This is a genomic window from Microbulbifer sp. ABM4_008 (genome assembly GCF_056311705.1).
Window position 1 is genome coordinate 2,005,234 of the sequence record NZ_CM149970.1, and the last position, 23,120, is coordinate 2,028,353.

At 50.0% G+C, this 23,120-nt stretch carries 17 protein-coding genes; 10 read left to right on the forward strand and 7 right to left on the reverse strand.

Annotated features, from left to right (window positions below; translation table 11 throughout):
* Window positions 1–192: 192 nt before the first annotated feature.
* The 4 genes from ACYX4J_RS08775 (at window position 193) to ACYX4J_RS08790 (ending at window position 4,240) form a co-directional block, all read left to right on the forward strand.
* Entirely contained in the window at window positions 193–639 is a 447-nt protein-coding gene (locus ACYX4J_RS08775; RefSeq protein ID WP_020415217.1) for a helix-turn-helix domain-containing protein, read from the forward strand.
* A gap of 111 nt (window positions 640–750) precedes the next feature.
* Window positions 751–1,083: a preprotein translocase subunit YajC gene (gene yajC, locus ACYX4J_RS08780; protein ID WP_282932486.1), complete on the forward strand. Its 333-nt coding sequence runs from the start codon at window positions 751–753 to the stop codon at window positions 1,081–1,083.
* Window positions 1,084–1,446: 363 nt separating this feature from the next.
* Window positions 1,447–2,472 carry a D-cysteine desulfhydrase family protein gene (locus ACYX4J_RS08785; RefSeq protein WP_476178381.1) on the forward strand — a complete coding sequence of 342 codons (1,026 nt, stop codon included), beginning with the start codon at window positions 1,447–1,449 and terminating at the stop codon, window positions 2,470–2,472.
* A gap of 109 nt (window positions 2,473–2,581) precedes the next feature.
* Window positions 2,582–4,240: an alanine/glycine:cation symporter family protein gene (locus ACYX4J_RS08790; protein ID WP_413662275.1), complete on the forward strand. Its 1,659-nt coding sequence runs from the start codon at window positions 2,582–2,584 to the stop codon at window positions 4,238–4,240.
* 126 nt (window positions 4,241–4,366) lie between these two features.
* On the opposite strand, the gene ACYX4J_RS08795 is transcribed toward ACYX4J_RS08790, so the two are convergent.
* Entirely contained in the window at window positions 4,367–6,529 is a 2,163-nt protein-coding gene (locus ACYX4J_RS08795) for a M4 family metallopeptidase (protein ID WP_444933422.1), read from the reverse strand.
* Window positions 6,530–6,950: 421 nt separating this feature from the next.
* Entirely contained in the window at window positions 6,951–8,285 is a 1,335-nt protein-coding gene (locus tag ACYX4J_RS08800; RefSeq protein ID WP_445356239.1) for a glutamine synthetase family protein, read from the reverse strand.
* Between the two features lie 168 nt (window positions 8,286–8,453).
* Here ACYX4J_RS08800 and ACYX4J_RS08805 point away from each other — a divergent pair, with 168 nt between their 5' ends.
* Window positions 8,454–9,743, forward strand: a complete 1,290-nt coding sequence (locus ACYX4J_RS08805; protein WP_476178655.1) for an NAD(P)/FAD-dependent oxidoreductase — start codon at window positions 8,454–8,456, stop codon at window positions 9,741–9,743.
* A 60-nt stretch (window positions 9,744–9,803) separates the two neighbouring features.
* Here ACYX4J_RS08805 and ACYX4J_RS08810 read toward each other — a convergent pair whose 3' ends face one another.
* Window positions 9,804–11,609, reverse strand: a complete 1,806-nt coding sequence (locus tag ACYX4J_RS08810) for a M4 family metallopeptidase (RefSeq protein ID WP_444933420.1) — start codon at window positions 11,607–11,609, stop codon at window positions 9,804–9,806.
* 857 nt (window positions 11,610–12,466) lie between these two features.
* Between ACYX4J_RS08810 and ACYX4J_RS08815 the strand changes: the two genes are divergently transcribed.
* Window positions 12,467–13,369 carry a 5'-nucleotidase gene (locus ACYX4J_RS08815; protein WP_444933419.1) on the forward strand — a complete coding sequence of 301 codons (903 nt, stop codon included), beginning with the start codon at window positions 12,467–12,469 and terminating at the stop codon, window positions 13,367–13,369.
* 313 nt (window positions 13,370–13,682) lie between these two features.
* The gene (gene cysB, locus ACYX4J_RS08820; RefSeq protein ID WP_282932493.1) at window positions 13,683–14,654 is read left to right on the forward strand and encodes an HTH-type transcriptional regulator CysB; all 972 of its coding nucleotides are present in this window, start codon (window positions 13,683–13,685) and stop codon (window positions 14,652–14,654) included.
* 45 nt (window positions 14,655–14,699) lie between these two features.
* Here the strand turns inward: cysB and ACYX4J_RS08825 are convergent, their stop codons facing one another.
* The 3 genes from ACYX4J_RS08825 to ppsR all read right to left on the reverse strand — a co-directional run bounded on the left by ACYX4J_RS08825 (window position 14,700) and on the right by ppsR (window position 17,401).
* Complete coding sequence (locus ACYX4J_RS08825; RefSeq protein WP_413662268.1) at window positions 14,700–14,993, reverse strand: hypothetical protein; 294 nt, start codon at window positions 14,991–14,993, stop codon at window positions 14,700–14,702.
* Between the two features lie 175 nt (window positions 14,994–15,168).
* Window positions 15,169–16,500 carry an aminodeoxychorismate synthase component I gene (pabB, locus tag ACYX4J_RS08830; protein ID WP_476178382.1) on the reverse strand — a complete coding sequence of 444 codons (1,332 nt, stop codon included), beginning with the start codon at window positions 16,498–16,500 and terminating at the stop codon, window positions 15,169–15,171.
* Between the two features lie 73 nt (window positions 16,501–16,573).
* Window positions 16,574–17,401, reverse strand: a complete 828-nt coding sequence (gene ppsR / locus ACYX4J_RS08835) for a posphoenolpyruvate synthetase regulatory kinase/phosphorylase PpsR (RefSeq protein ID WP_444896986.1) — start codon at window positions 17,399–17,401, stop codon at window positions 16,574–16,576.
* Window positions 17,402–17,590: 189 nt separating this feature from the next.
* Here ppsR and ppsA point away from each other — a divergent pair, with 189 nt between their 5' ends.
* The 3 genes from ppsA (at window position 17,591) to rraA (ending at window position 21,569) form a co-directional block, all read left to right on the forward strand.
* Window positions 17,591–19,954: a phosphoenolpyruvate synthase gene (gene ppsA, locus ACYX4J_RS08840; RefSeq protein ID WP_476178383.1), complete on the forward strand. Its 2,364-nt coding sequence runs from the start codon at window positions 17,591–17,593 to the stop codon at window positions 19,952–19,954.
* A 430-nt stretch (window positions 19,955–20,384) separates the two neighbouring features.
* Window positions 20,385–20,954 carry a L,D-transpeptidase family protein gene (locus ACYX4J_RS08845; protein WP_444914000.1) on the forward strand — a complete coding sequence of 190 codons (570 nt, stop codon included), beginning with the start codon at window positions 20,385–20,387 and terminating at the stop codon, window positions 20,952–20,954.
* Window positions 20,955–21,089: 135 nt separating this feature from the next.
* On the forward strand, window positions 21,090–21,569 hold the full coding sequence (gene rraA / locus ACYX4J_RS08850) for a ribonuclease E activity regulator RraA (RefSeq protein ID WP_413662263.1): 480 nt from the start codon (window positions 21,090–21,092) through the stop codon (window positions 21,567–21,569).
* A gap of 69 nt (window positions 21,570–21,638) precedes the next feature.
* Here the strand turns inward: rraA and ACYX4J_RS08855 are convergent, their stop codons facing one another.
* Window positions 21,639–23,078, reverse strand: a complete 1,440-nt coding sequence (locus tag ACYX4J_RS08855; RefSeq protein WP_445361677.1) for a di-heme oxidoredictase family protein — start codon at window positions 23,076–23,078, stop codon at window positions 21,639–21,641.
* Window positions 23,079–23,120 lie beyond the last annotated feature (42 nt).

Genomic DNA, 23,120 nt, shown 5'->3' on the forward strand with positions numbered 1-23,120 from the left:
TTGCCGGAGCGGTTAGTTTAAAAATTGTACATCTCTGTGAAGGATTCGATGTCTGTTTTTTGGTGCATCCCGCATCACGTAGTCGTCCGCCGAAGTTGATGTTGTGTTGGTGTGGGCAGGGGCAACCGGGATTCGCTGGATGCGGACATAGAAAAATAACTGCGGCTCACGGAACTCAATAGGAGCAGCTCGATGAACCATACTCAGCCCGACCAGACTTCGCTCTCTGAAGACAAATCACTTCAGCAGGCCAGAATATCCGGAGACCCGAATATTCTCGACCAGCTGCTGGCCCCCCCCGAAGCAACCAGTTTTGGTATTGCCGCACGGGTAATAGATGTGCTGGAGCAGCGTATCGGTAAGGCCTCTCTCGCTATTCGCCCGGTAGCGTCCGACCTAAGTATGTCCACCCGGACTCTGCAACGCCGGTTGCAGGAACACAACCTCAGTTTTGCATCTTTACGTGACCATGTTCGTTTTCGTCACGCGGTGCATTTCCTCAAAGATACTGCGCTGAGCGTTGATGGAATCTCACGAATTCTCGATTTCTCTGATCGAACCAGTTTTACCAGCGCGTTCAAACGCTGGACCGGGATGTCTCCTACTGGCTACCGCCGGCAGGTCCGCCAGAGGTTCTGAGTGTGGATTGGTTTGGCCGGTCTCTACGGGATCGGCCCAATCCGTTGCCTCCGCGGGGCAAACCCGTTAGAGTTGGCGGCAATTTAATAGGCTGACTCTTTGAGGTTTTGCATGAGCTTTTTTATCCCCTCCGCCATGGCACAAGAAGCGGCGCCGGCAGCACAGGGTAATCCGATGATAACCCTGCTGATGTTTGCGGGTTTGTTTGCATTCATGTGGTTTTTTATTATTCGCCCACAGCGCAAGCGCCAGAAAGAGCATCAAGAACTGGTTGGCGCTCTGAAAAAGGGTGACGAAGTTGTAATGAGCAGCGGGATGCTGGGCCGCGTCGACAAGGTCGATGAGGACTACATCGTATTGGAAGTTGCAGACAGCATGTCTTTGAAGTTCCAAAAAGTAGCTGTGCACGCAGTATTACCCAAAGGTACGATTAAAAAGATCTAATCCTTTTCAGGGTTTATCTTTGAATGTCGTCACTAAAAAAGCCTGGCAATTGCCGGGCTTTTTTTTGGTTACTATTTTTGCGCGGGCAGTATTTATTGTGCCTTGAAAGCCCACAGAAAAATTGCGGAATTAATCAAAGACTGGACTAATTTGTCTGATTAATTTTCCGATAAAAAAGCAGGTTAGGCAAAAAGCAATAAATAGCACTGAAAGGCATGCTTATGTTCATTTTTCAAAGCTAGTCCTCTATCCGCTTACTCAGCAAGCTTGGCTCTACCTCTGCGGAAACTTTTTGCTAGAGGTGTCCTCTTACAGAGTCACATCGATAAAACTAATAATTAGACATAACAGGTTTAATTCACCGTGCTTAAGAGCCTGCCAATTGAGTTGCCTAAGCGGTTGCGCCTGGCGAATCTGCCCACACCTCTGCAGTCGTTAGACCGAATCAGTGATCTTTACTCCCTTCCTTATGGAGGGCCCAGGATTTGGATAAAGAGAGATGATCTTACCGAGTCCGGCATGTCGGGAAATAAACTGCGCAAGCTAGAGTTTGTTGCCGCTGAGGCCCGGACCCAAGGGGCTCAGGTTTTGATCACTTGTGGCGGAGTGCAATCCAATCATTGCCGTACCACTGCTTTGGTGGGGGCTCGATTGGGGTTTAAGGTTCAGTTGATTTTACGTGGCGAGTGCACTGCAAATCCCGATGGCAACCTCTTACTGGATGAGTTGGCAGGCGCTGAAATTGCGGTTTACTCACCGGAAGAATACTCCCGGAATTTACAGGGCCTCTTTGATAGCTGGGCTGCTGAGTATCTGTCCAGAGGGCAGAAGTCTTTCTGTATCCCCACTGGTGCCAGCGACGGTTTAGGCATCTGGGGTTATATCTCGGCCTCTCAGGAATTATTGGCAGACTGTGCAGATAGGGGCTTCTCGCCTGATCATATTTTATGCGCTACTGGCAGCGGTGGGACCCAAGCGGGTTTGACCTTGGGATGCCATTTGCTGGAAGCCGGTGTGAAAGTTACGGGTTTCGCCGTTTGCGACAATGCTAATTATTTCCAAGTGAAAGTGCGTGAGGATATTTCACAGTGGATGGCACAGTCTGGTGTATCGCTTGATTTGGAGTCTCTCAAGATTTTGGTTAATGCCGACTATAAAGGTCCCGCTTACGGGGTGGCGGAGCCAGAGGTTTACCAGACTATTAAAGAGTTGGCTTGCTTGGAGGGTATTCTTCTCGATCCAGTCTACACCGGCAAAGCATTTCATGGTCTGTTACAGGAGTTAAAAAAAGGAAATTACCGGGGCTCAGACAACCTGGTTTTTATTCATACCGGAGGGCAATTTGGCCTCTTCCCCCACCGAACTCACTTCTTCCCAGTGGCCGAATAATACGACATTACTGTTCTCGTGCCGCGTAAGCTGCTAACCTGCGCAACAAATTACAGTTGTATCTGTATATAAAACAAACAGAAATAAGTCAGAGTAGTGGGGGGTTAGTTTGGATTCCTTTAACAATCTGCTGTTGTTAATAGACGGCATGCTCGGCTCAGCACCTTGGTTCCCCTGGGTGTTACTTGGAGTCGGTTTCTTTTTCACCATTTATCTTGGTTTTCCGCAGCTTCGTTATTTTGGGCATGCGATCAAGATTGTGCGCGGTAAGTACGACAAGCCCGGTGACCCGGGTGATACCTCCCACTTCCAGGCATTGGCCACGGCACTGTCAGGTACCGTAGGTACCGGTAATATCGGTGGCGTTGGCTTGGCTATTTTCCTCGGTGGTCCGGCTGCGCTGTTTTGGATGTGGATGACCGCATTCCTGGGTATGACCACAAAGTTTGTGGAAGTGACCCTGTCACACAAATACCGTATTAAAGCAGCGGATGGTTACTACGCGGGTGGCCCCATGTTTTACATGGAGCGCCGTTTGAATATGAAATGGCTTGCGGTGCTCTTTGCAATCGCGACCGTTATCTGTTCATTCGGTACCGGCAGCTTGCCCCAGGTCAACAACATTGCCCAGGCAATGCACGATTCTTTTGGTGTTGAGAAGGCTCTGACTGGTGGCATCCTGGCGATTTTGCTGGGCATGGTGATTATTGGCGGTATTACCCGAATTGCTAAAGTGACCTCCACTATTGTTCCCACCATGGCAGTTATCTACGTAATAGGTGCCTTGGGCGTTATCATCTACAACTACGAAAATATTCTGCCGTCCTTTGGGGCTGTTTTCCGCGATGCCTTCACCGGTAGTGCGGCTGTAGGTGGATTCCTGGGTGCGAGCTTTGCCTATGCCTTTAACCGTGGTGTGAACCGTGGCCTCTTCTCGAACGAAGCGGGTCAGGGCTCTGCACCTATTGCTCACGCCGCCGCTCGCGCAGACGAGCCGGTTTCTGAAGGTATGGTTTCCCTGCTGGAACCCTTTATCGACACCATTATCATTTGTACCTTAACCGGACTTGTGATTCTTTCTTCTGGTGTTTGGACTGAGAAACACGAGAACCTGTTTGAAGGTGCAGATACTTACGTTGTAGCGGGTAGCTACGATGAGAAGAATACCCAGGATGTTGAGCAGCTGTTCAAGTATTTGAGCGGTCAGGAGAGTGATGTTAAGGCCTATAACGGCTCCATTGTTGTGACTGACGGCCACCCGCTGAACAGCCAGGACTTTACCCTCATCCACGCCCGTTCTATTGCTGAAGACCTGGACTTCCGTGTGGGGGATGACAGCTTCAGCGGTGTTCTGGATGTGAAAGATGGTAAGTTTGCCAATGAAGATGTGGATATTTGGGGTAAGTCCCTGGTGCACTCTGTGGCCCTGACCAATCTTGCCTTCCAGCGCGGTTACTTTGGTGAATACGGTGGTCTGATTGTAACTCTGGGAATTCTGCTGTTTGCTTTCTCTACAGCAATTGCCTGGTCATACTACGGCGACCGCTCAATGATTTACCTTTTCGGCCCCAAGGCAGTAATGCCTTACCGAATAGTTTACGTTATTGCATTCTTCTGGGCTGCGATTGAGGACACCACAGTTATTTGGAACCTCTCTGCGGTGGCCATTGTGATAATGACCTTGCCCAATCTGTTTGGTATTACTGTGTTGGCCAAGGAGATGAAAGATACCGTGAAGGACTACTGGAAAGACCCAAGCCATAAATAATTTGTCTGGGTTTGATTAAAAAAGGCGGCCAATATGGCCGCCTTTTTTGTTTGTGCACCACCGATCCTTTGATCGGTCTAGAGCTTGTCCACCCAGCAGAGACCTGCTGGGTGGAAATCAGCTTAATTACTCAGTGCTTGCACTCAGGGTAACACCAGAGTAGGCAGAGTAAGCGCGGATACTGATATACCAGGTTCCAGCATCCGGATTACTGATGGTGCAGCTTTCGTCATTGCCCCACTGGTAGGGACGACAGTCGTACGCTGTACGGGTAGGCTCTTGGCTGTGGCGAACATAGAGATCTGCATCTCCGCTGCCACCTTCCATTACGGCGCTCAGGGTAGAAGCTCCAGCGTCAACCTCAATGGTGAAGTGCTGCCAGCTATTGCGGGAACCAGAAAGGTTGGTTTCTTCCCAGCTATCGCTACCGCCACCACCGCCACCACCACCGGTGTAACTGCCTACCAGGGTGACATCGGAGAAGGAGGAGTAGCCGCGCACCATGACGTAATAGGTTCCGCCCTGCAGGTCAGCGTCAGCGATATCACAAGTTTCATTGTTGCCAGAACTATACGGACGGCAGTCATAAGTGCTGGTGGTCGGCGCGCTACCAAAGCGAACGTAGAGGTCGGCATCGCCACTTCCGCCGGACATTACAAAAGACAGGTCTGTGGCATCTGCGGGTACATCCAGGGTGAAGTGAACTTCATCACCACTGCTGCCCTCGATGTCGGTCTCGGTAACCCCGTTTTCGAGTTCTCCGCCTTCATTACCACCACCGCCACCACCACCGCCGCCACCGCAGCTGCTGGTGGAAACGCCTACCGTGGAGAATGCGGCAACAACATCATCAGTGTCGTAGCCTAAATCTGATGCTGCAGAGAAAACACCACAGGCACCATCTTCAAAATCAGTATTGGCACTCCAATACATCTGGTTGGCAAGAACAAAGGGGTCGAATGCTGTGCGGGTATTCCAGCCGCTGGTATTCGCCAGTAGGTAGAAGGCCCGGTTAAAGACGCCGGAGCTGTAGTGCACGTCCATGCCGTTGTAGTAATCATCGGCATGACCGATGGAGCTGCCATCGTCAGTTGGATCTTCAAAGTAGCGGAGTGCTCCGCTGGACTTAAAGATTTCGGCCCCTACCAACCAGTCATTGCTGCCGCGCATATAGTACTCGGCAGCTTCACCGGCAATATCAGAGAAGGCTTCATTGATACCGCCGGACTGATTGTAGTAATTCAAGTCCGAATTTTGCTCGGTAAAGCCGTGGCTGACTTCGTGAGCGGAAACATCGAGGCTAACCAGTGGATAGAAGTAGCTTTGGCCATCACCAAATGTCATCTGGCTGCCATCCCAGAAGGCATTCTCGTAGTTGTTGCTGTAGTGCACCCGCATTCTCAGTTTTTGTGTGAGAGGGGATGTGTTGTACCAGTCGCTATAGAGATCAAAGACCACACCGCCAAAGAAGTGTGCGTCATTGAGTGGTGAGTAAGCGCCGTTGATTGACTTATAGTCATTGTCCGGGCAAGTGAACGAGTGGATGCTACCGCCATTCGTGCTGTGGTTCATATCAACGGTTTCTACATTGTCCGTATCCATGGCACAGCTGTCGTCAACAATCATGTGGGGGTAGTCAGTACCGTACTCGTAGCGCCCGGTCTTTGAATTGCCCCCTGGGCCTGTCGCATTTTGTGCAAAGTTCAAGCCGTCCCAATGCTTGAGAACTTCGCCAGTCATTGCATCGATAAAGTAGAAGGGGCGTGTGGGTTCATCGCCGTACTCAACCCAGTTGACCAGGTAAGCCAAGCGGGCATTGTCTTGCTCATCGATATAGACGTAGAGTTTCTTTTTGGGGTTATGTGCTTCCAGCTTCAAAGCCTGAACTGACAAAGCTCCCTGGATAACGCCCTGCTGCGTGCGCCAGTTGATCTGGTGGTCCATTGCCCGCTCAATAGCATTATCTTCATTGATAAATGCTTTGATATTGGGTACTTCCAGTTCCAGCCCAGTGATGACATTGCCGCGAACCTCAGTAATCAGACCCTGCCCGGAGCTGGTTACTGTTTGGCCGTAGACAGGAATGCCTTTGTGAGTCTGTTGGTAGCGGGCTACGGTTTTGCCGTTGACGAGAGTGCGCTCACGAACTTTTTCGAGCGCCATATCCGATCCGCCGGTGGCAGCTAAAGTTTGTGGTGAGAGCATGTCCGCCGTGGCGGGGACGCGCTCAACAGCATGTGCACTAATAGCCAAGGCTAAAGTGCAGCTTAGTCCTACAAAATGCTTCATTGCTAGCTTTCCCTTTTATAGCTTTTTTATATATGAATCCGCCGGTATACAGCCGTATTTCCCTTGTGGGGACCGTATTAAATCTGGTTGGCCAATACAGGCTGGATTTTTATGTGGTAAGACAGCAGAAGATAACCGTCGCCAGGAAGGGACCGCGGTAGCGGCAGTGGCGTTCGCTTTCTCAAACCGGTTGCCCTAATTAATTGGGCAACTTGAGATTACCCTGCATACGCATCTAGGCAACAAAAAGGTGATGGCAAACTAATATATTTGAATTGTTTTCGATATTTTTGCTCGGATCGTCACAAATTAGGAAGTGATGTTCTGCCTGTGAGGTGGAAAAGATGAGTTGTTTTTTCCGAAAAAATAAATTTGGCGATAACAGTTTATTATTTCTGTTAGCTTTTAGTGGAACGGTTATTTATACATTTAATAATAGAAATTCCCTCTCCCACGAACTGATCACACGATTAAACTCTTCATATTCATTTCTCTTGATTGCGCTCCAGGCTTTTACGAATTTACTGCCAAACATTTCTGTTGCTTCATCACAATCTGATAGGAGTGTCAGGGCATGTTCCTGGGTGCGGGGAAGTGTAATTGACTCTTTGGAGCAGTCGCCCTGATAAGGTGCGCTCGGTGCGACTTTATTGATCATTCCTAAATACCCGCAGGCAAGAGAAGCTGCTATGGCAAGGTAGGGATTACAGTCTGCTCCGGGAAAACGATTTTCAAGACGTTTACTTTGTGGCGAGCTGTCGGGAACCCGAAGGCCTGTTGTTCGATTGTCATAACCCCAGTGGAGACTGGTGGGTGCGGCCATTTCAGGTGTGAAGCGGCGATAGGAGTTTACATTTGGAGCAAAAAAACTAATAAAACCGGGAGTGTATTTCTGCATGCCGCCAATAAAATGCAAGAAATTATTGCTCTCTTTTCCTGTATTATCGACAAAAATATTTTCACCGGTTTTTCTATCCGCCACACTCTGGTGTAAGTGCAGAGCGCTTCCAGGTTCGTCTTCCATCGGTTTTGCCATGAAGGTTGCATAAATGCCGTGGCGCAGAGCCGTTTCGCGCACTGTGCGTTTAAAGGTAAAGACCTGGTCAGCTAAATGAAGTGGATCTCCATGGAGAAAGTTAATTTCCATCTGGGCAGTGCCTGATTCGTGGATCAGTGTGTCGACATCAAGCCCCTGAGCTTCACAAAAATCATACATGTCTTCAATGATGGGCTCGTATTCATTGGCTGCATCAATGCTGTAGGATTGTCGGGTTTTTTCTGTGCGTCCCGATCTTCCCACAGGCGCGGATAGCTTTTCATCCGGATCCAGGTTTCTTTTTACAAGATAAAACTCTACCTCAGGGGCGACAATAGGCTTCCATCCTCTGTCTGCATATTTTTCGAGGACAAATTTTAAAATATTACGGGTGCTGATAGGGTGAGGGTCCCCATCTCGAGAATGGCAGTCATGAATGATTTGTGCTGTCGGATCATTGGCCCAAGGGTTTAGGCGCACTGAGTTGGGGTCAGGGATTAGGAGCATGTCGGTGTCTGCTGGATCAACAAGCTCATTGTGTTCGTCGACATAATCCCCCGTGACAGTTTGCACCAAAATGCTTTCCGGTAAACGGCTGTCTTGAGTTAAGAACTTATCGGTGGGGGTGAACTTTCCTCTGGCGTTACCTGACATGTCGGGAACAAGGCATTCAACTTCTGCAATATTGTGATTTGCCAGCCAGTTTGTAATTTTATCCATTGGATAGCCATTGCTTACTTTTTCTTCCTGAGTGAAATTCTATGATCAGTGCCGGAAAGCGTTGCGCTGAAAATAATTCCTCCTGTGTAAAGGAACTATATACTGCCGATTGGAACAGGGCCGTTTATTTAAATGGCATTGAGGGTATCTGGTAGAAATATGAAGGTGATGAATAGGTTGGATGAGCACACGGAATCCTATTATGCCGCTACAGCTAACGACCTTCAGGAGTATCCATGCCTGGAAGGTAACGTGGAGGCAGATGTCTGCGTTATTGGTGGTGGTTATACGGGACTTTCCAGTGCTTTGCACTTGGCAGAGCGCGGCTACCGTGTGGTGCTTCTGGAGGCTAATAGGATTGGTTGGGGCGCATCAGGAAGGAATGGAGGACATGTCGGTGTTGGACAACGGCGAAGCCAGGGTGATCTGGAAGCCATGTTCGGATTTGACACCGCTAAGCAGCTCTGGAATTTGAGTATCAATGCTGTTCAACTGGTGGAAAGCCTTATAGTCAGGCACCAGATTCAATGTGATTTAAAACGCGGGATCATGCATCTTGCAGCAAAATCCAGTCACGATAAATATCTGCAGGATGAAACTGAAGAACTCAGAGAGAAATATGATTACAGGCAAGTTGAGTATATAGAGAAAGAAGAAGTTCGACAGCTTGTAAGTAGCAAACGATATCTCGGCGCACAGCTGGATTTTGGTTCGCTACATCTTCATCCTCTCAATTTTGCATTAGGTCTTGCCCGCGCAGCAGTTTCTGCCGGTGCCAGGTTTTTTGAGTGTAGTGGTGTGCAAGGGTATTCGAGCTCTTCTCCCTTTACGGTGAAAACTGCACGAGGAAAGGTGAAGGCCGAAAAGTTAATTTTAGCTTGCAATGGTTACTTGAAAGATCTTGAGCCCCGCTTAGCGGGGCGCATAATGCCAATAAATAATTTTGTGCTGGCAACAGAGCCCTTACCGGCGGAGCTCGCTAGGGAAATCATAGCCAATGACTTCGCACTGCAAGATACTCTATTTGTTATAAATTATTGGAAATTATCTGGCGATAACCGCTTAATTTTTGGGGGAGGGGAAAATTACACCAGGCGTTTCCCTAAAGATATTTGCAGTTTCGTCCGCAAGTATATGTTGAGGGTTTACCCGCAGCTGGAAAATACTGCTGTTGATTTCGGCTGGGGGGGTACGCTGGCCATTACTATGAATCGGATGCCCTGTATAGGACAGTTACAGTCGGGCCTATATTATAGTCAGGGGTATTCTGGACATGGAGTGCCTACGGCAACTTTTGCCGGCAAGCTTCTGGCTGATGCAATTTATGGGGAGAGTGAGGGTTATAACGTGTTTTCTTCTCTTCCTAAAGTAGAGTTTCCAGGTGGCACTTTATTGAGGTGGCCGGGGTTGGTGTTGGGGATGCTTTACCACAGTTTGTTAGATAGGTTTGGAAGCTAGTCTTTGAGTGGTGTGATAGAGAATGCCGACACACTAATGTGTCGGCACCGGCCTTAAATATTACTGGCTCTGGGCGGAAAGGGTTACGCCTCTGTATGAAATATAGCCTTGTACACTGATGTGCCAGGTACCTGCAGCTGGATTGCTAAAGCTACAGAATTCATTATTGCCGTTTACGTAAGGACGACAATCCCAGTTGTCGCTGGTTGGGGTGGCACCATAACGGACGTACAAATCGGCATCGCCATTGCCACCGAGCATTTCGACAGTCAAAGATGATGAGCCTGATGGTACATCCAGAGTGAAGTGCTGCCAGCTGTTGCGGCGGCCTGATAAGTTGGTTTCTTCCCAGCCTTCTGAGTTTGAACCGCCATCATCGCCACAGTTACTGGTAGATACCCCTACGGTGTCGAACGCTGCGATTACTGTTGCAGTATCGTATCCGAGATCTTCAGTAGCTGACAGGGCTCCGCAAGCACCTTCAATGTAATCAGTGCTTTGATTCCAATAAGTTTGGTTAGCAAGCACAAAGATATCGAAAGCAGTTTGGGTGTTCCAGCCGCTTGAGTTGGCGATCAGGTAGAAAGCCCGGTTGAATACGCCGGAGCTGTAGTGCACGTCCATGCCGCTATAGTAGTCGGAAGCATGGCCAATGGATCTGCCATCTTTGGTGGGGTCATCCATATAGCGAAGAGCGCCATCAGCCTTGTATATATCGGCTCCCACCATCCAGTCGTTAGTGCCCTTCATGTAGAACTCGGCAGCTTCACCGGCCATGTCAGAGAAGGCTTCGTTGATGCCGCCGGATTGGTTGGCGTAGGTCAGGTTGGAGTTTTGCTCAGTAAAGCCATGGCTCACCTCATGAGAGGATACATCCAAGCTGACAAGCGGGTGGAAGGTTGTGAAGCCATCACCAAATGTCATTTGGCTGCCATCCCAGAAGGCGTTCTCGTAGTTGTTGCTGTAGTGAACTCGCATTCTCAATTTTTGTGTGAGCGGCGATGTTCCATACCAGTCACTATACATATTGAAAACGACGTTGCCGAAGAAGTGGGCATCATTCAATGGAGAATAAGCACCATTGATTTCTTTGTAATCATTTTCCGGACAGGTGAAGGAGAAAACGCTACCTCCGCTTGTACCGTGATTCAAATCCACAGTCTCTACGTTAGCAGTGTTCATGGAGCAGTTATTGTCAACTTCGAGGGCAGGGAAGTCCGTTCCATATTCATAACGCCCGGTTTTTTCATTGCCACCGGGGCCTGTGGCATCCTGGAAGGCAAGGCCGTCCCATTGCTTGATAACTTCGCCAGTAAGTGCGTCTACAAAATAGAACGGTCTGCTCGGCTCATCTCCGTATTCGACCCAGTTAACCAAATAAGCTAATCGCGCCTGGTCGTTTTCATCGACATAGACATAGAGCTCTTTTTTCTGGTTTCGTGCGTTGAAGCGCATGGACGACATTGAGAGAGCTTTTTTACTGTCACCATCCTGAGTGCGCAGATTCAGCTGATGGTTCATGGCTCGATCAATAGCATTATCGGCATCAATCGTTGCGCGGGCGGTAGGTACCTCCAGCTCTAGGCCTGAGAGTACGTGGCCTCTCACTTTTTCAGTTAAGCCTTGCCTGGAACTGGTTATGGTTCTCCCCCAAACGGGTATGCCTTTATGAGTTTGCCGATATCGGGCAACCGTTCTCCCATTGGCAAGCGTGCGCTCGCGAACCTTTTCCAACTTCATATCTGAGCCAGCGATTGAGGCTAGGGACTGATTGGAAAGTAACTCTGGTGTGACATTAATACGCTCCGCCGCTTGGGCGCTAATAGCGAGTGCGAGTGTGCTAGCGGCTCCTAACAAATATTTCATTAAGTAATTCTCTTTATGATTATAATTTAATGGCCATAGTTAACCGGGAGCATAAAATAAACGCTCAGTGGTTAATGCTGTCTGGTTAAGCGGCCAATTGAATCACACCCCAAGAATATCTCGCGCTATGAGCTGAGAGCTGTATGGAGTTTATGTGCAAAATTTTCTTGGGGGTTGTTTGCCGTTGTCAGGCGAAATAACGATATCCCTTGTTGTTATTCCTGACAATAATTTTTTTGTGGTGGATGTAAACTTGAAAGGTCAAATTGTTTTTTTGATGTGTATGTCACGAATTCAGATATTTGCAACTTTGGTTATTTGAGGGGTTTTAATTGGTTATTTTATAGCTTTTTTCTGAGTGGCAAACTTTTTTGAGTTATATTTAAACGGTTTAGCTTTCTATTGTTTTGTTGTTTTTGTTTATTTCTGGTGCGAAATTCTTCAATTTAATTCAATTTGCATGAAGAGGGTGCTATATGTTTGTTAAGTTTGAAGGAGTGTATTAATCTGGGTTCTTTAAGGGGTTGTCAAACTAAAGGATTAAAGTATTAATCCTTTCTGAATTTGATGGGGTGGATATTAACTCTATCAATACATTACTGAAGAAAAATGCACGCGGTAGTTTGGAGCGGTTTCAATTTTGAAACGTTTTGCTCCATCGTCTTAATCCCGCAGTCAAACAACTTTGACTCCCTGGGCACTTGTGCGGCGCTACGGAAGCAACATCAGTAAGGGCTGGCATTCTTATCTGTACATATCGCTCAATTTGTGGAATATAAGTTTGAGATTTGTCGCAGACTCTCACTGCCCTCAGTGAAGCTGCGGTGTCGGTGGATTAACGATGTAGAGGCTCCCTAATGGCTGTGCGTCCAGATAAGTTAGTAATCGCTATTTCCTCTCGAGCTCTGTTTAACCTTAGCGATAGCCACAAGGTTTTTGAGGAGCAGGGATTGCACGCCTTTTCTCATTATCAAGTTGAGCGTGAGAACGATGTTCTGGAAAAAGGAGATGCATTCCCTCTGGTTGAGAAGTTTCTAAAGATCAATGAGCTTCTTGGCGGGGAGCCGCGGGTGGAGGTGATCCTGCTATCCAGGAATAGTGCCGATACCGGATTAAGGGTGTTTAACTCTATTGAGCACTATGAGCTCAATATTACTCGTGCAGCCTTCTGCAATGGTGGGAGCCCTTACCGCTATATTGGTCCATTTGGATGCAACCTGTTTTTGTCTGCTGATGGTGTAGATGTCCGCCAGGCGTTGGAGCAGGGGGTTGCTGCGGCAACCTTGGTTGCCGGAGGAAACCGCGAATATCGTGATGATGTGTTGCGATTTGCCTTTGACGGCGATGCGGTAATCTTCTCTGATGAGGCTGAGCGAGTCTACAAAACGGAAGGCCTGGCTGCTTTTACTGAGGCGGAGCGTGCCTCAGCACAGAAGCCACTGGGGGGAGGACCCTTTAAGGGATTCCTTGAGGCTTTGCAGAGGTTGCAGGCTGAATTTGAGATGGATACCTGCCCGATACGAACGGCTTTGGTAACGGCACGTTCCGCACCGGCCCATGAGCGGGTCATCAGGACATTGCGCGCCTGGGATATTAGAGTGGATGAGTCAGTTTTTCTCGGCGGGCTTCCTAAAGGTGAGTTCCTGCGGGCTTTTGGCGCCGATGTCTTCTTTGATGATCAGCCTAGTCACTGTGTTTCTGCAGGTGAGCATGTGGCTACGGGCCATGTTCCTCATGGAATCGCAAATGCAGAGGTATAAAAAGTTCAAAAGTGATAAAGGTGTACGTTATCACTCAGTGCTCTCTATGCCGATAATGTTTGAACTTTTCCCGGCCCTCATCCGAGAGGCTTAGCTCTAATTATTAGAAAATAAAGCCGACAGAAAGTCCGGGATCCCCCAAAGTTGATTGACACTTTCGTCTCTACCACGGATATTCAACCGTCCATTGGCCCTGGCTTTGATTCACTGCTATTCTTTTCTCGTATAACTCAAGATAGTTTTTATAACTATCGATCAAAAAATGGTATTACTCGCTCTCGGCCATGAGCGAACTTAATGAAAGGGAGGATCTATGAAGCTGCAGCAGTTGAGATATATCTGGGAAGTGGCACATCACGACCTCAATGTTTCTGCTACAGCGCAGAGCCTCTATACCTCCCAGCCGGGAATCAGTAAGCAAATCCGACTTTTGGAGGATGAGCTTGGCGTAGAAATCTTCGCGCGCAGCGGCAAGCATCTCACGAGGGTGACCCCGGCAGGGGAGGCAATCTTAAAGACTGCCGGCGAAATTATGCGCAAAGTGGAGAATATTAAACAGGTTGCGCAAGAGTTCAGCAATGATAAAAAAGGTAGTCTCGCTGTAGCTACCACTCACACTCAGGCGCGCTATGCCTTGCCCCCGATTATTAAGCTGTTTATAGGCCGTTATCCGGAGGTTTCCCTGCATATGCACCAGGGAACCCCTATGCAAATTTCTGAGATGGCGGCAGATGGCACCGCAGACTTTGCCATCGCTACCGAAGCTCTGGAGCTTTTCAGCGACTTGGTGATGATGCCTGTCTACCGCTGGAACCGCTGCATTCTGGTACCGAAAGATCACCCGCTTTGCCAAGTGAGCAAGCTATCCCTTGAGGACGTGGCGAAGTACCCGATAGTTACTTATGTATTTGGGTTTACCGGCCGCTCCAAGTTAGATGAAGCTTTCTTGGAGAAAGGGTTGTCACCTAAGGTAGTCTTTACCGCCGCCGATGCTGATGTAATCAAAACTTATGTGCGTCTGGGATTGGGAATTGGCATTGTGGCTGATATGGCCGTTGATGGCGAAGATGAGGACCTTGTGGCTCTCGATGCCAGTGATCTATTTGAATCGAGTGTTACGAAAATTGGCTTCCGTAAGGGGATTTTCCTGCGGGGCTTTATGTATGAGTTTATCCAGCAATTTGCCCCCCATCTCAGCCGTGAGCTGATTGACCAGGCGGCACAGGCGACATCCCGTTCTGAGGTCGATGCGCTGTTCGCCGATATGGAGTTGCCGGTTTACTAGAGCTGCTGCTGAATGGAAGTGCCGAATAAAGCTAAGGGATGGAGGCTATGAAGCCTCCATCTCGATCAGGGGGCGCAGCACTTCTTTGGCGAACTTGAAGTAAACAGTGAAAATCTCTGCTTCCTTACCTTCGCGCTCTACTATAAAGAAGGGCGCTCGCTCTACCTTGTACTGCTGAGCCAGCTGTAAGCCCGGGCTTTGCGGGTCACGCACGTCGGCGATAAGTGTCTGGTCGATAAATTGCATTTGGCCATTTTCTTCCAGCTTTTCTTCAACGTCGCGACACTTGGCGCAGGGCGAGCCGTCGGCGAGAATTTTCTTGACCAGTGTGATCTTCACGATAATTTCCTTGATCCAGTGCAATGCCATTAAAGGCAAGATGGACTGAATCTATCAGAACCCCTAATAACTTTGAAATATCAATCGCCGATACCTTTATAACTGAAATTTGTAGTGATGCTACAAAAGGCGCCAAAATAGGCTATTTTTTGGTCGTTTTTCGGCGATTTGATGCCTACTGCAAAAATTGTTCAGTTGTTTCCAGTAGTAAGCGCACCTTGGCCAAGCACTCCTGGTGCTCTGAAGTGGGATCGGAATCTGCAACGATCCCACCACCTGCCGCGCAGGTTAGGTGTCCATCGTTGGCACTGAAGGTCCGGATGGCGATATTGGTGTCAGCGCGGCCGCAGCTGCTGATGTAGCCAATACTGCCGCAATAAATCCCCCGAGGACTGGATTCCAGCTCCCGAATTACTTCCATAGAGCGTCGCTTTGGAGCACCTGTGATAGACCCTCCAGGGAAACAAGCTTCGAGTAATTCGCTGTAGACCGACTCTTCGGGTAGCTCGCCAGTTACTACGCTGACCAAGTGGTGGACATTGGCAAAGCTTGCCAATTGGAATAGCTCGGGAACACGTACAGTGCCACTGCGACACAGCTTACTCAAATCATTGCGCAGTAAATCGACGATCATCAGGTTTTCCGCCCGGTCCTTGGGGCTTCTCTGCAACGAGAAGACGGCGCGCTGATCTGCCATCTTGTCAGCGTGTCTTGCAGCAGTGCCTTTAATCGGTTCCGTGCGCAAACTGGCGCCATCAGCTCGGATAAATCGCTCCGGCGACATACTGAGCAGACTGCCATGGGGCAGGGCCATATAAGCAGAAAAGGGACCGGCAGCTTGAGAGCGCAATGCCAGGTAAGCTGTTAACAGATCGCCGCTGTAGGGGGCCCTGAAACGCTGGGTAAAGTTTGCCTGATAGATATCGCCGGCGGCGATATATTCCAATATCTGCTCAATTTGTGCCCGATAATCATCTGCACTCAGTTCGTGCTCAAATGGTGAAAGCAGCCGGAAGTCCCCGGGTGTAAGCGTGGTCTCCCAGTTGATAGCTTTAAATCGCTGTATCAATTCGCGAACTTGCTGGGGTGGGCAGGCGGGGTGGAAAACCAGGTGATTGCTGCCCAGTTGGTGGTCGGCAATAAAGGCCCATGTGTAGAGCCCAAAAAAGCCTGCGGGCAAGTCCGTAGGGCGCATATCTGCCGGCAGATAATTGCCCTCTACACCGAGTTCATAACCAGCGTAACCAATAACCCCGCCGCAAAAAGGCAGTTGTGAGTCCCTGTCCTGAGGGCAGAGTTCGCACACGAGGTCATCCAGCCGGGCAAATGGCTCGGGCGTGTCGGCACTTAACTCGAGGGTATTTATTGGGTCGGCACTAATGATGTCATAGCGCCCACCCTCCGCGAGAGGTCGACCGCTGTCGAGCCAAACGGGGATAGGTAAATCCGCTATCGCCGCAAATGCGGCGGGCGTGTTTAATGAGTAGGGCAGAGAGACAATTTGCATATCAAGCTACAGCAGTCCGGAAGACGGCGCACACTACACATTTTGCGGCGGCAATTAAAGGGTGTGTGGCTCTTTAGTCAATCCTGCGCTCAATACCGGCCTGAGACATCAGGCGGGTGGCGAGTTCCTCCACCGAAAGTTGGGTTGCATTGAGGAAAGGCACCTGGGCCCGCCTCAGCATTTGCTCAACTTGGCGCACCTCGAATTCACATTGTTCCTTAGAAGCGTAGCGGCTGTTGGCGCGCCTTTCCTGTCTAATTTGCATCAGACGCTCGGGCTCGATTGTCAGGCCAAACAGCTTGTTGCGAAACGGGCGCAGGATCTTGGGCAGGGTGGTGGAGTCCATATCCTCTTCGGTGATGGGGTAGTTTGCCGCGCGCAGGCCAAACTGAAGTGCCAGGTACAAGCAGGTAGGCGTTTTGCCGGAGCGGGAAACGCCCAACAGGATTACATCGGCTTGCTGGAATTCGCTGACTCTGCGGCCATCGTCATTGTCCATGGCGAAGTGCACTGCTTCAATCCGGTCGGTGTAGCGACGGTTGTCGTCAATGCCGTGAGAGACGTTGACCATCTGCGCTGGATCCCGGTTAAACAGATTGGCCAGTGGCGTGAGGTAGTTCTCGAAGATATCGAGCATCAACGCAGAGCTTTGGTGCAGCTGTTCCCGGATCTTGTCAGAAACAATGCTGGTAATAATGATCGGCTGTAAACCGGATTCATCGGCTGCTTTTTCTATGCGTTGCAGGGCCTGTTTAACTTTTTCGGTGGAGTCGATATAGGGAAGCGTGACCTGCTCAACTTGTTGATCGCGGAACTGTGCGAGTAGGCTGTGGCCAATCGCTTCGACGGTGAGACCGGTTCCGTCGGAGATAAAAAAAGCCGTGCGCTTGTCTTTTGCCATGTTTGTTCTCAGTTTGTCGGCGTGAGGGGGCTATTGTAGGGGAGGAATGGGGCAAAGGTCTTTTATTCTGGCGATTTGCAATTTTTGTAGAAAATTTACAACATTTTGGCCAATTTTTACGGGCTATTTTTTACAAAACTCATCCTTATAATCTGCCGCCACTCAACCTGAATTTTAGAGGGCCTTCACTTGACGAACTTCACGATCGACTTCGCAAAACTGGGCATGGCCGATGTCGACAAAGTCGGCGGCAAGAACGCATCACTGGGCGAGATGATCTCCTCTCTCGCCGGTGCCGGCGTGAGCGTACCCGGTGGATTCGCTACCACCGCAGAAGCCTTTAGGGCTTTCCTGGCTCACGAACAGCTGGAGCAGCGTATAGCCGAGCGTTTGCAAGGATTGGATGTTGGTAATGTCACCGAGCTGGCCCAGGCGGGAGATGAAATCCGCAACTGGATTTTACAGACTCCGTTCCCCGAGCAGCTGGAAAAAGAGATTCGCGAGGGCTATGAGGCCCTGGGTGGTGCGGAAACTGCTGTTGCAGTTCGCTCCTCTGCAACCGCCGAAGACTTGCCGGATGCGTCCTTCGCCGGTCAGCAGGAGACCTTCCTGAATATCCGCGGTATCGACGCTGTATTGAAGGCAGTAAAAGAGGTTTTTGCTTCCCTCTACAACGACCGTGCTATCGCCTACCGCGTGCATACCGGTTATGCGGATGTGGGCGTTGCCCTGTCTGCCGGTATCCAGCACATGGTGCGCAGTGAGACTGGCGCAGCGGGTGTGATGTTTACCCTGGACACAGAGAGTGGCTTCCGCGATGTGATCTTTATCACCGCCGCCTTTGGTTTGGGCGAAACCGTTGTTCAAGGTGCAGTTAACCCGGACGAATTTTACCTCTACAAGCCAGCCCTGGATGTGGGCCGTCCTGCGATTCTGCGCCGCAACCGCGGCAGTAAAGCGATCAAGATGGTTTACGACGAGAGCGGTGAATGTGGTCGTTCCGTGAAAACTATCCCGGTGGCAGACGAAGACCGCCAGCGCTTTGCCCTCAACGATGCGGAGCTGACAGACCTGGCAATCCAGGCCCGCAAGATTGAAGAGCACTACGGACGCCCGATGGATATCGAGTGGGCCAAAGACGGCGACAGCGGTAAGTTGTTTATCGTACAGGCGCGTCCGGAAACTGTACGCTCCCGCGATCAGGGAACCAGCATTGAGCGCTACAGCTTGCAGGAGCGCAGTGACGTATTGTGTGAAGGCCGCGCAATCGGCCAGCGCATTGGCGCGGGCCCCGTTCGCAAGCTTGAATCCGTAGAAGATATGGCGCTGATGCAGGATGGTGAAGTCCTGGTTACCGACATGACCGACCCGGATTGGGAGCCGGTCCTGAAGAAAGCGAGTGCTATTGTTACCAATCGCGGCGGCCGTACTTGCCACGCGGCAATTATCGCCCGTGAGCTGGGCATCCCCGCAGTTGTAGGTTGTGGTAATGCAACCGAGCTGCTGGAAACCGGCACCCCGGTGACAGTTTCCTGTGCGGAAGGCGATACCGGTTTTGTAATGGCTGGTGAACTGGAATTCCAGCGCGAGGAAACTGAAGTTGCGGAAATGCCGGAGCTGCCGTTCAAAATTATGTTGAACGTGGGCAACCCGGATCGCGCATTCGCTTTCAGCCATCTGCCTAACCAGGGCGTTGGCCTTGCGCGCCTTGAGTTTATCCTCAACCGCATGATCGGTATTCACCCGAAAGCACTGCTCGAACTGGATAACCTGCCGGAAGATCTGCAGCAGAATATTCGCGAGCGTATCGGTGGATACGATTCTCCAGAAGACTTTATTGTCGAAAAACTGGTGGAAGGCATCGCTACCTTGGCTGCAGCCTTCGCACCGAATCGCGTCATCGTACGCTTGTCCGACTTTAAATCTAATGAGTATGCGCACCTTGTGGGTGGCCAGTTGTACGAGCCAAGCGAAGAAAACCCAATGCTTGGCTTCCGTGGTGCAGCTCGCTATCGCTCCGAAGATTTCCGCCAGTGCTTTGCCCTGGAGTGCCGTGCACTGAAGAAAGTCCGCGATGAAATGGGACTGACCAATGTGGAAATCATGGTGCCCTTCGTCCGCACCCCGGAAGAAGCTGAGGAAGTAGTCGGTCTGCTGGCTGAAAACGGCCTGCGCCGTGGAGAAGGTGGCCTCAAGGTCATTATGATGTGCGAACTGCCGTCCAACGCTTTGCTGGCGGAAGACTTCCTGCAGCACTTTGATGGTTTCTCCATCGGTTCCAATGACCTGACCCAGCTAACGCTTGGTCTGGACCGCGACTCCGGCCTGGTTGCCGATTTGTTTGATGAGCGCAACCCAGCGGTCAAGGCACTGCTTTCCAGGGCGATCCAAGCCTGTAAGAAAGCGGGTAAATATGTAGGTATTTGTGGTCAGGGTCCTTCTGACCATAAAGACTTCGCCCGCTGGTTGATGGATGAGGGGATCGACAGTGTGTCCCTGAACCCGGATACCGCAGTAGATACCTGGCTATTCCTGGCCAACGAGGAAGGTTAATTTTCCTCCTAAAGCGGCCCAACTGTGGGCCGCTTTCCCAATTATTCCCCCGCTATATTTAACTGTAATTTTTCTGCTGAAGCGGTGTTTGCCTTGGTGGAAAATGAGTCCGTTGTTGCAGTTAAATCCGGAAACACCTGATTTTGTTCTGCTAATTGTGTTTGAAAAATTTAAACGACACATTACCCAAAAAATACAAACCTCTATCAGCTGATCCACACAGAAGAATTCATTCTAAATCTTTCCGCTCGCCTCAATAGAATCGGAAGAGTCCTAAGGTTGCGTGTAAATCGAAAAACAGATTGCGCAATGTGCTCCGTAAAAATGTTCGCCGTGGGCCCTGGCCCCACTGGCGCGCACCTGAAAATTACCGACAGACTGTTTATCTGTTGGATTCAGGGCAGGGTACCCAGACTCGGTGAGGTGAGCTATGCAAACGAGTAGACAGTTTCAAATCCCCATACTTCATGTCTTTTTGATGATGTGCCTTATGGCTTTAATGGCATCGCCACCGGCAGATGCAAAGCCACGCGCATCTAATTGGTTTGATGATCGCGCCGCAGCCAGGGGTGGTAGTCCATCAATTAGAATTGATTTAAGTGAGCAGCGCGCATATCTGTATAAAGGTGGGAAATTAGTTGGTGTCTCCCGTATTTCTTCGGGGAAGCGCGGTTACAGCACACGCCCCGGACATTTTCGTGTGTTGTCCAAACACCCTTATCACCGCTCGTCTATTTATGGCAGTTTTGTTGATAGACGCACTGGCAGAGTCGTGAGATCGAATGTAAATACTCGAAAGCATCGTCGCCCTGCGGGTACTGTGTATCGTGGAGCAAAAATGAATAACTACATTCGTTTTAATGGCGGTATCGGTCTGCATGCCTCTGGCCACGTGCCCGGCTACCCCGCTTCTCATGGCTGTGTGCGTATGCCCCCACATATGGCGAGAAAGTTCTATCAGCATGTGCGTGTAGGCACGCCGGTTCGTGTAACACACTAGTTTCAATTTCGTGGCAGCGAAGGCTTGGCCGGGTATTATCCATCGTGGTGATACCCGGTATTTATTTGCCTCTTAGCTCTTCTACTTTTTTCCCGCTATTATCCTTCTCTTCCATAGATTGCTGCGAGAATATTGATGCTCAAGTCAACCCCCGATTTATGTGATGCCTACCCTGATGAGGTGCGAGTAGTTGATCCTATGTTTATCAATTACGGTGGCCGAGATCGTTTTGGTGGGCAGATTGTCACTATCAAATGTTTTGAAGATAACTCCCTGGTGCGAGAACTGGTGGCTGAACCGGGGCAGGGCAAGGTTTTGGTAGTGGATGCCGGTGGATCTATGCGGCGGGCTTGTCTTGGCGATATGCTGGCAGAAAAGGCGGTTGCCAACGGTTGGGAAGGTATCCTGATGTATGGCTGCATTCGCGATGTAGATGAAATCGCGGAACTGGATCTGGGGGTGCAGGCACTTGGTAGCCATCCAATGAAAACAGAAAAAAAGGGAATTGGTGAAAGAGGCCTGGCGGTTAGCTTTGCCGGTGTGGATTTCCGCCCGGGGGAGTACCTCTACGCGGATAACAACGGTGTAATTGTGGCGGGTAAGGCACTGACCTAAAAACGCCAGTAAGTCCATTAGGTCTGGAAACTGGCAGCCCAAAAGCGCTGCCAGTTGTTGAGAATCAACTCAGCGGGGATCAATTAGATCATCAGCGGGGTTCTCCGGCATTCTCAGGGACATCAAAAATGCCAAGATCTTATTCTGATCATTTTCACTTAAATACTTGAAATTCTGTGCTGCGTTACTGGCCTCGCTTCCGGGGTTGTCGTGGAGAAAAATGGCTTCTGCCAACGTAGTGGCTCTGCCGTCGTGTAAATAGGGCGCGGTATCGGCCACTCCCCAAAGGCGTGCGGTAATAAACTCACGGTTTTGCTGGTCCGTTTGGAAGAAGGCGTTCTCAGCCAGCCCCTCGCCCATATCGTGGCGCTTGAGATCAGAGAACATTGCAACCTCTATTCCGCCATTGCGGGTTTGGCGAAAATTTGTCGGTTGCTTGGTGAGGTCCACTTCGTAAAAAATGTCTTCAAAGGGAGTTTCTGGAGAGCCGGTAAGTTTATAAGGGAGGGTCCTTCTCTGGGTGACCATCGTTGGGCGGTGGCAGTCGGCGCAGCCAATATCGGAGAAAAGCCTCCGGCCGTCACGGTGTTCTCTGTCATCGACATCGAATGGTGGTTCCAGGGTGGTAATAAAGATACTCAGTGCGGATAAGTCCCCAACGGTGATTTCATTGACGACTCCGTCATTATCAGCATCTGCTGTTGCTCCGCCAAAGGCTTCCGAGGCCTGCATCCCCATGTGAAATGCCAAGGCGGAGACATCGAACTCCCTGACTGAGGCGTTGTCACCTTTTCGACCAAATGGCCTGACAACCAAATCGTGCTCGACGCCTTCGACATTGGTTGTATCCAAATTGCCGTACTCGTCGGCAATGATGCTCCCAAAACTGACTGATTTTGTTTCCAGTTCAACGATGGTGCCGGGGTTGTTGAGGGCGTGTTGTTTAAGATTTTGTAATTCATGGGTCATCTCACGACCAACCAATTCAATCCCCCCGGCGCCAAATAAAAATACCGGATTAATCAGCCGCCCATCAAACTCTGCGATACCGTCAAAGTTTTCATCGATAACATCGATATTGGCGGGACGGAATAATACGCTGGTTCCGAATCCTCCACCTCCGCCAATGCCTAATTTGGGTGGCGTTGTTCTATTGCTGATAACGGTGTGGCACTCCAGGCAATTTTGCGCATCGAGGCCATTGACCCGTAAGAATGTGCCATTACCTTGCAGGGTGGGCCTGTTACCTCCGGTGGGGGAGTGGTTGTCCGGTTCAGAAAAATCGTGGGGGCCATCACCAAAACCGTCGTAACGATTGAAAGGCGTGCTGAAAATAATCAGCCCCGCTTCACGTATTTCGTCGAGGTGGAGTTGTCCTTGGGAAATTTCATCCTGGCTAATCCTATCTGCAGGGTCTAAGCGCGGTGCTTCGCCGATAAGATCGGCGTAAATTAATGAAGGGAGCATCAGGCTGATGCTGGTGAGAGATATTGCCGTTAATCGCTTCATGTCAAAATCCTTGTTTATTTTTCTTTCCCTTTCAAAAAGTTA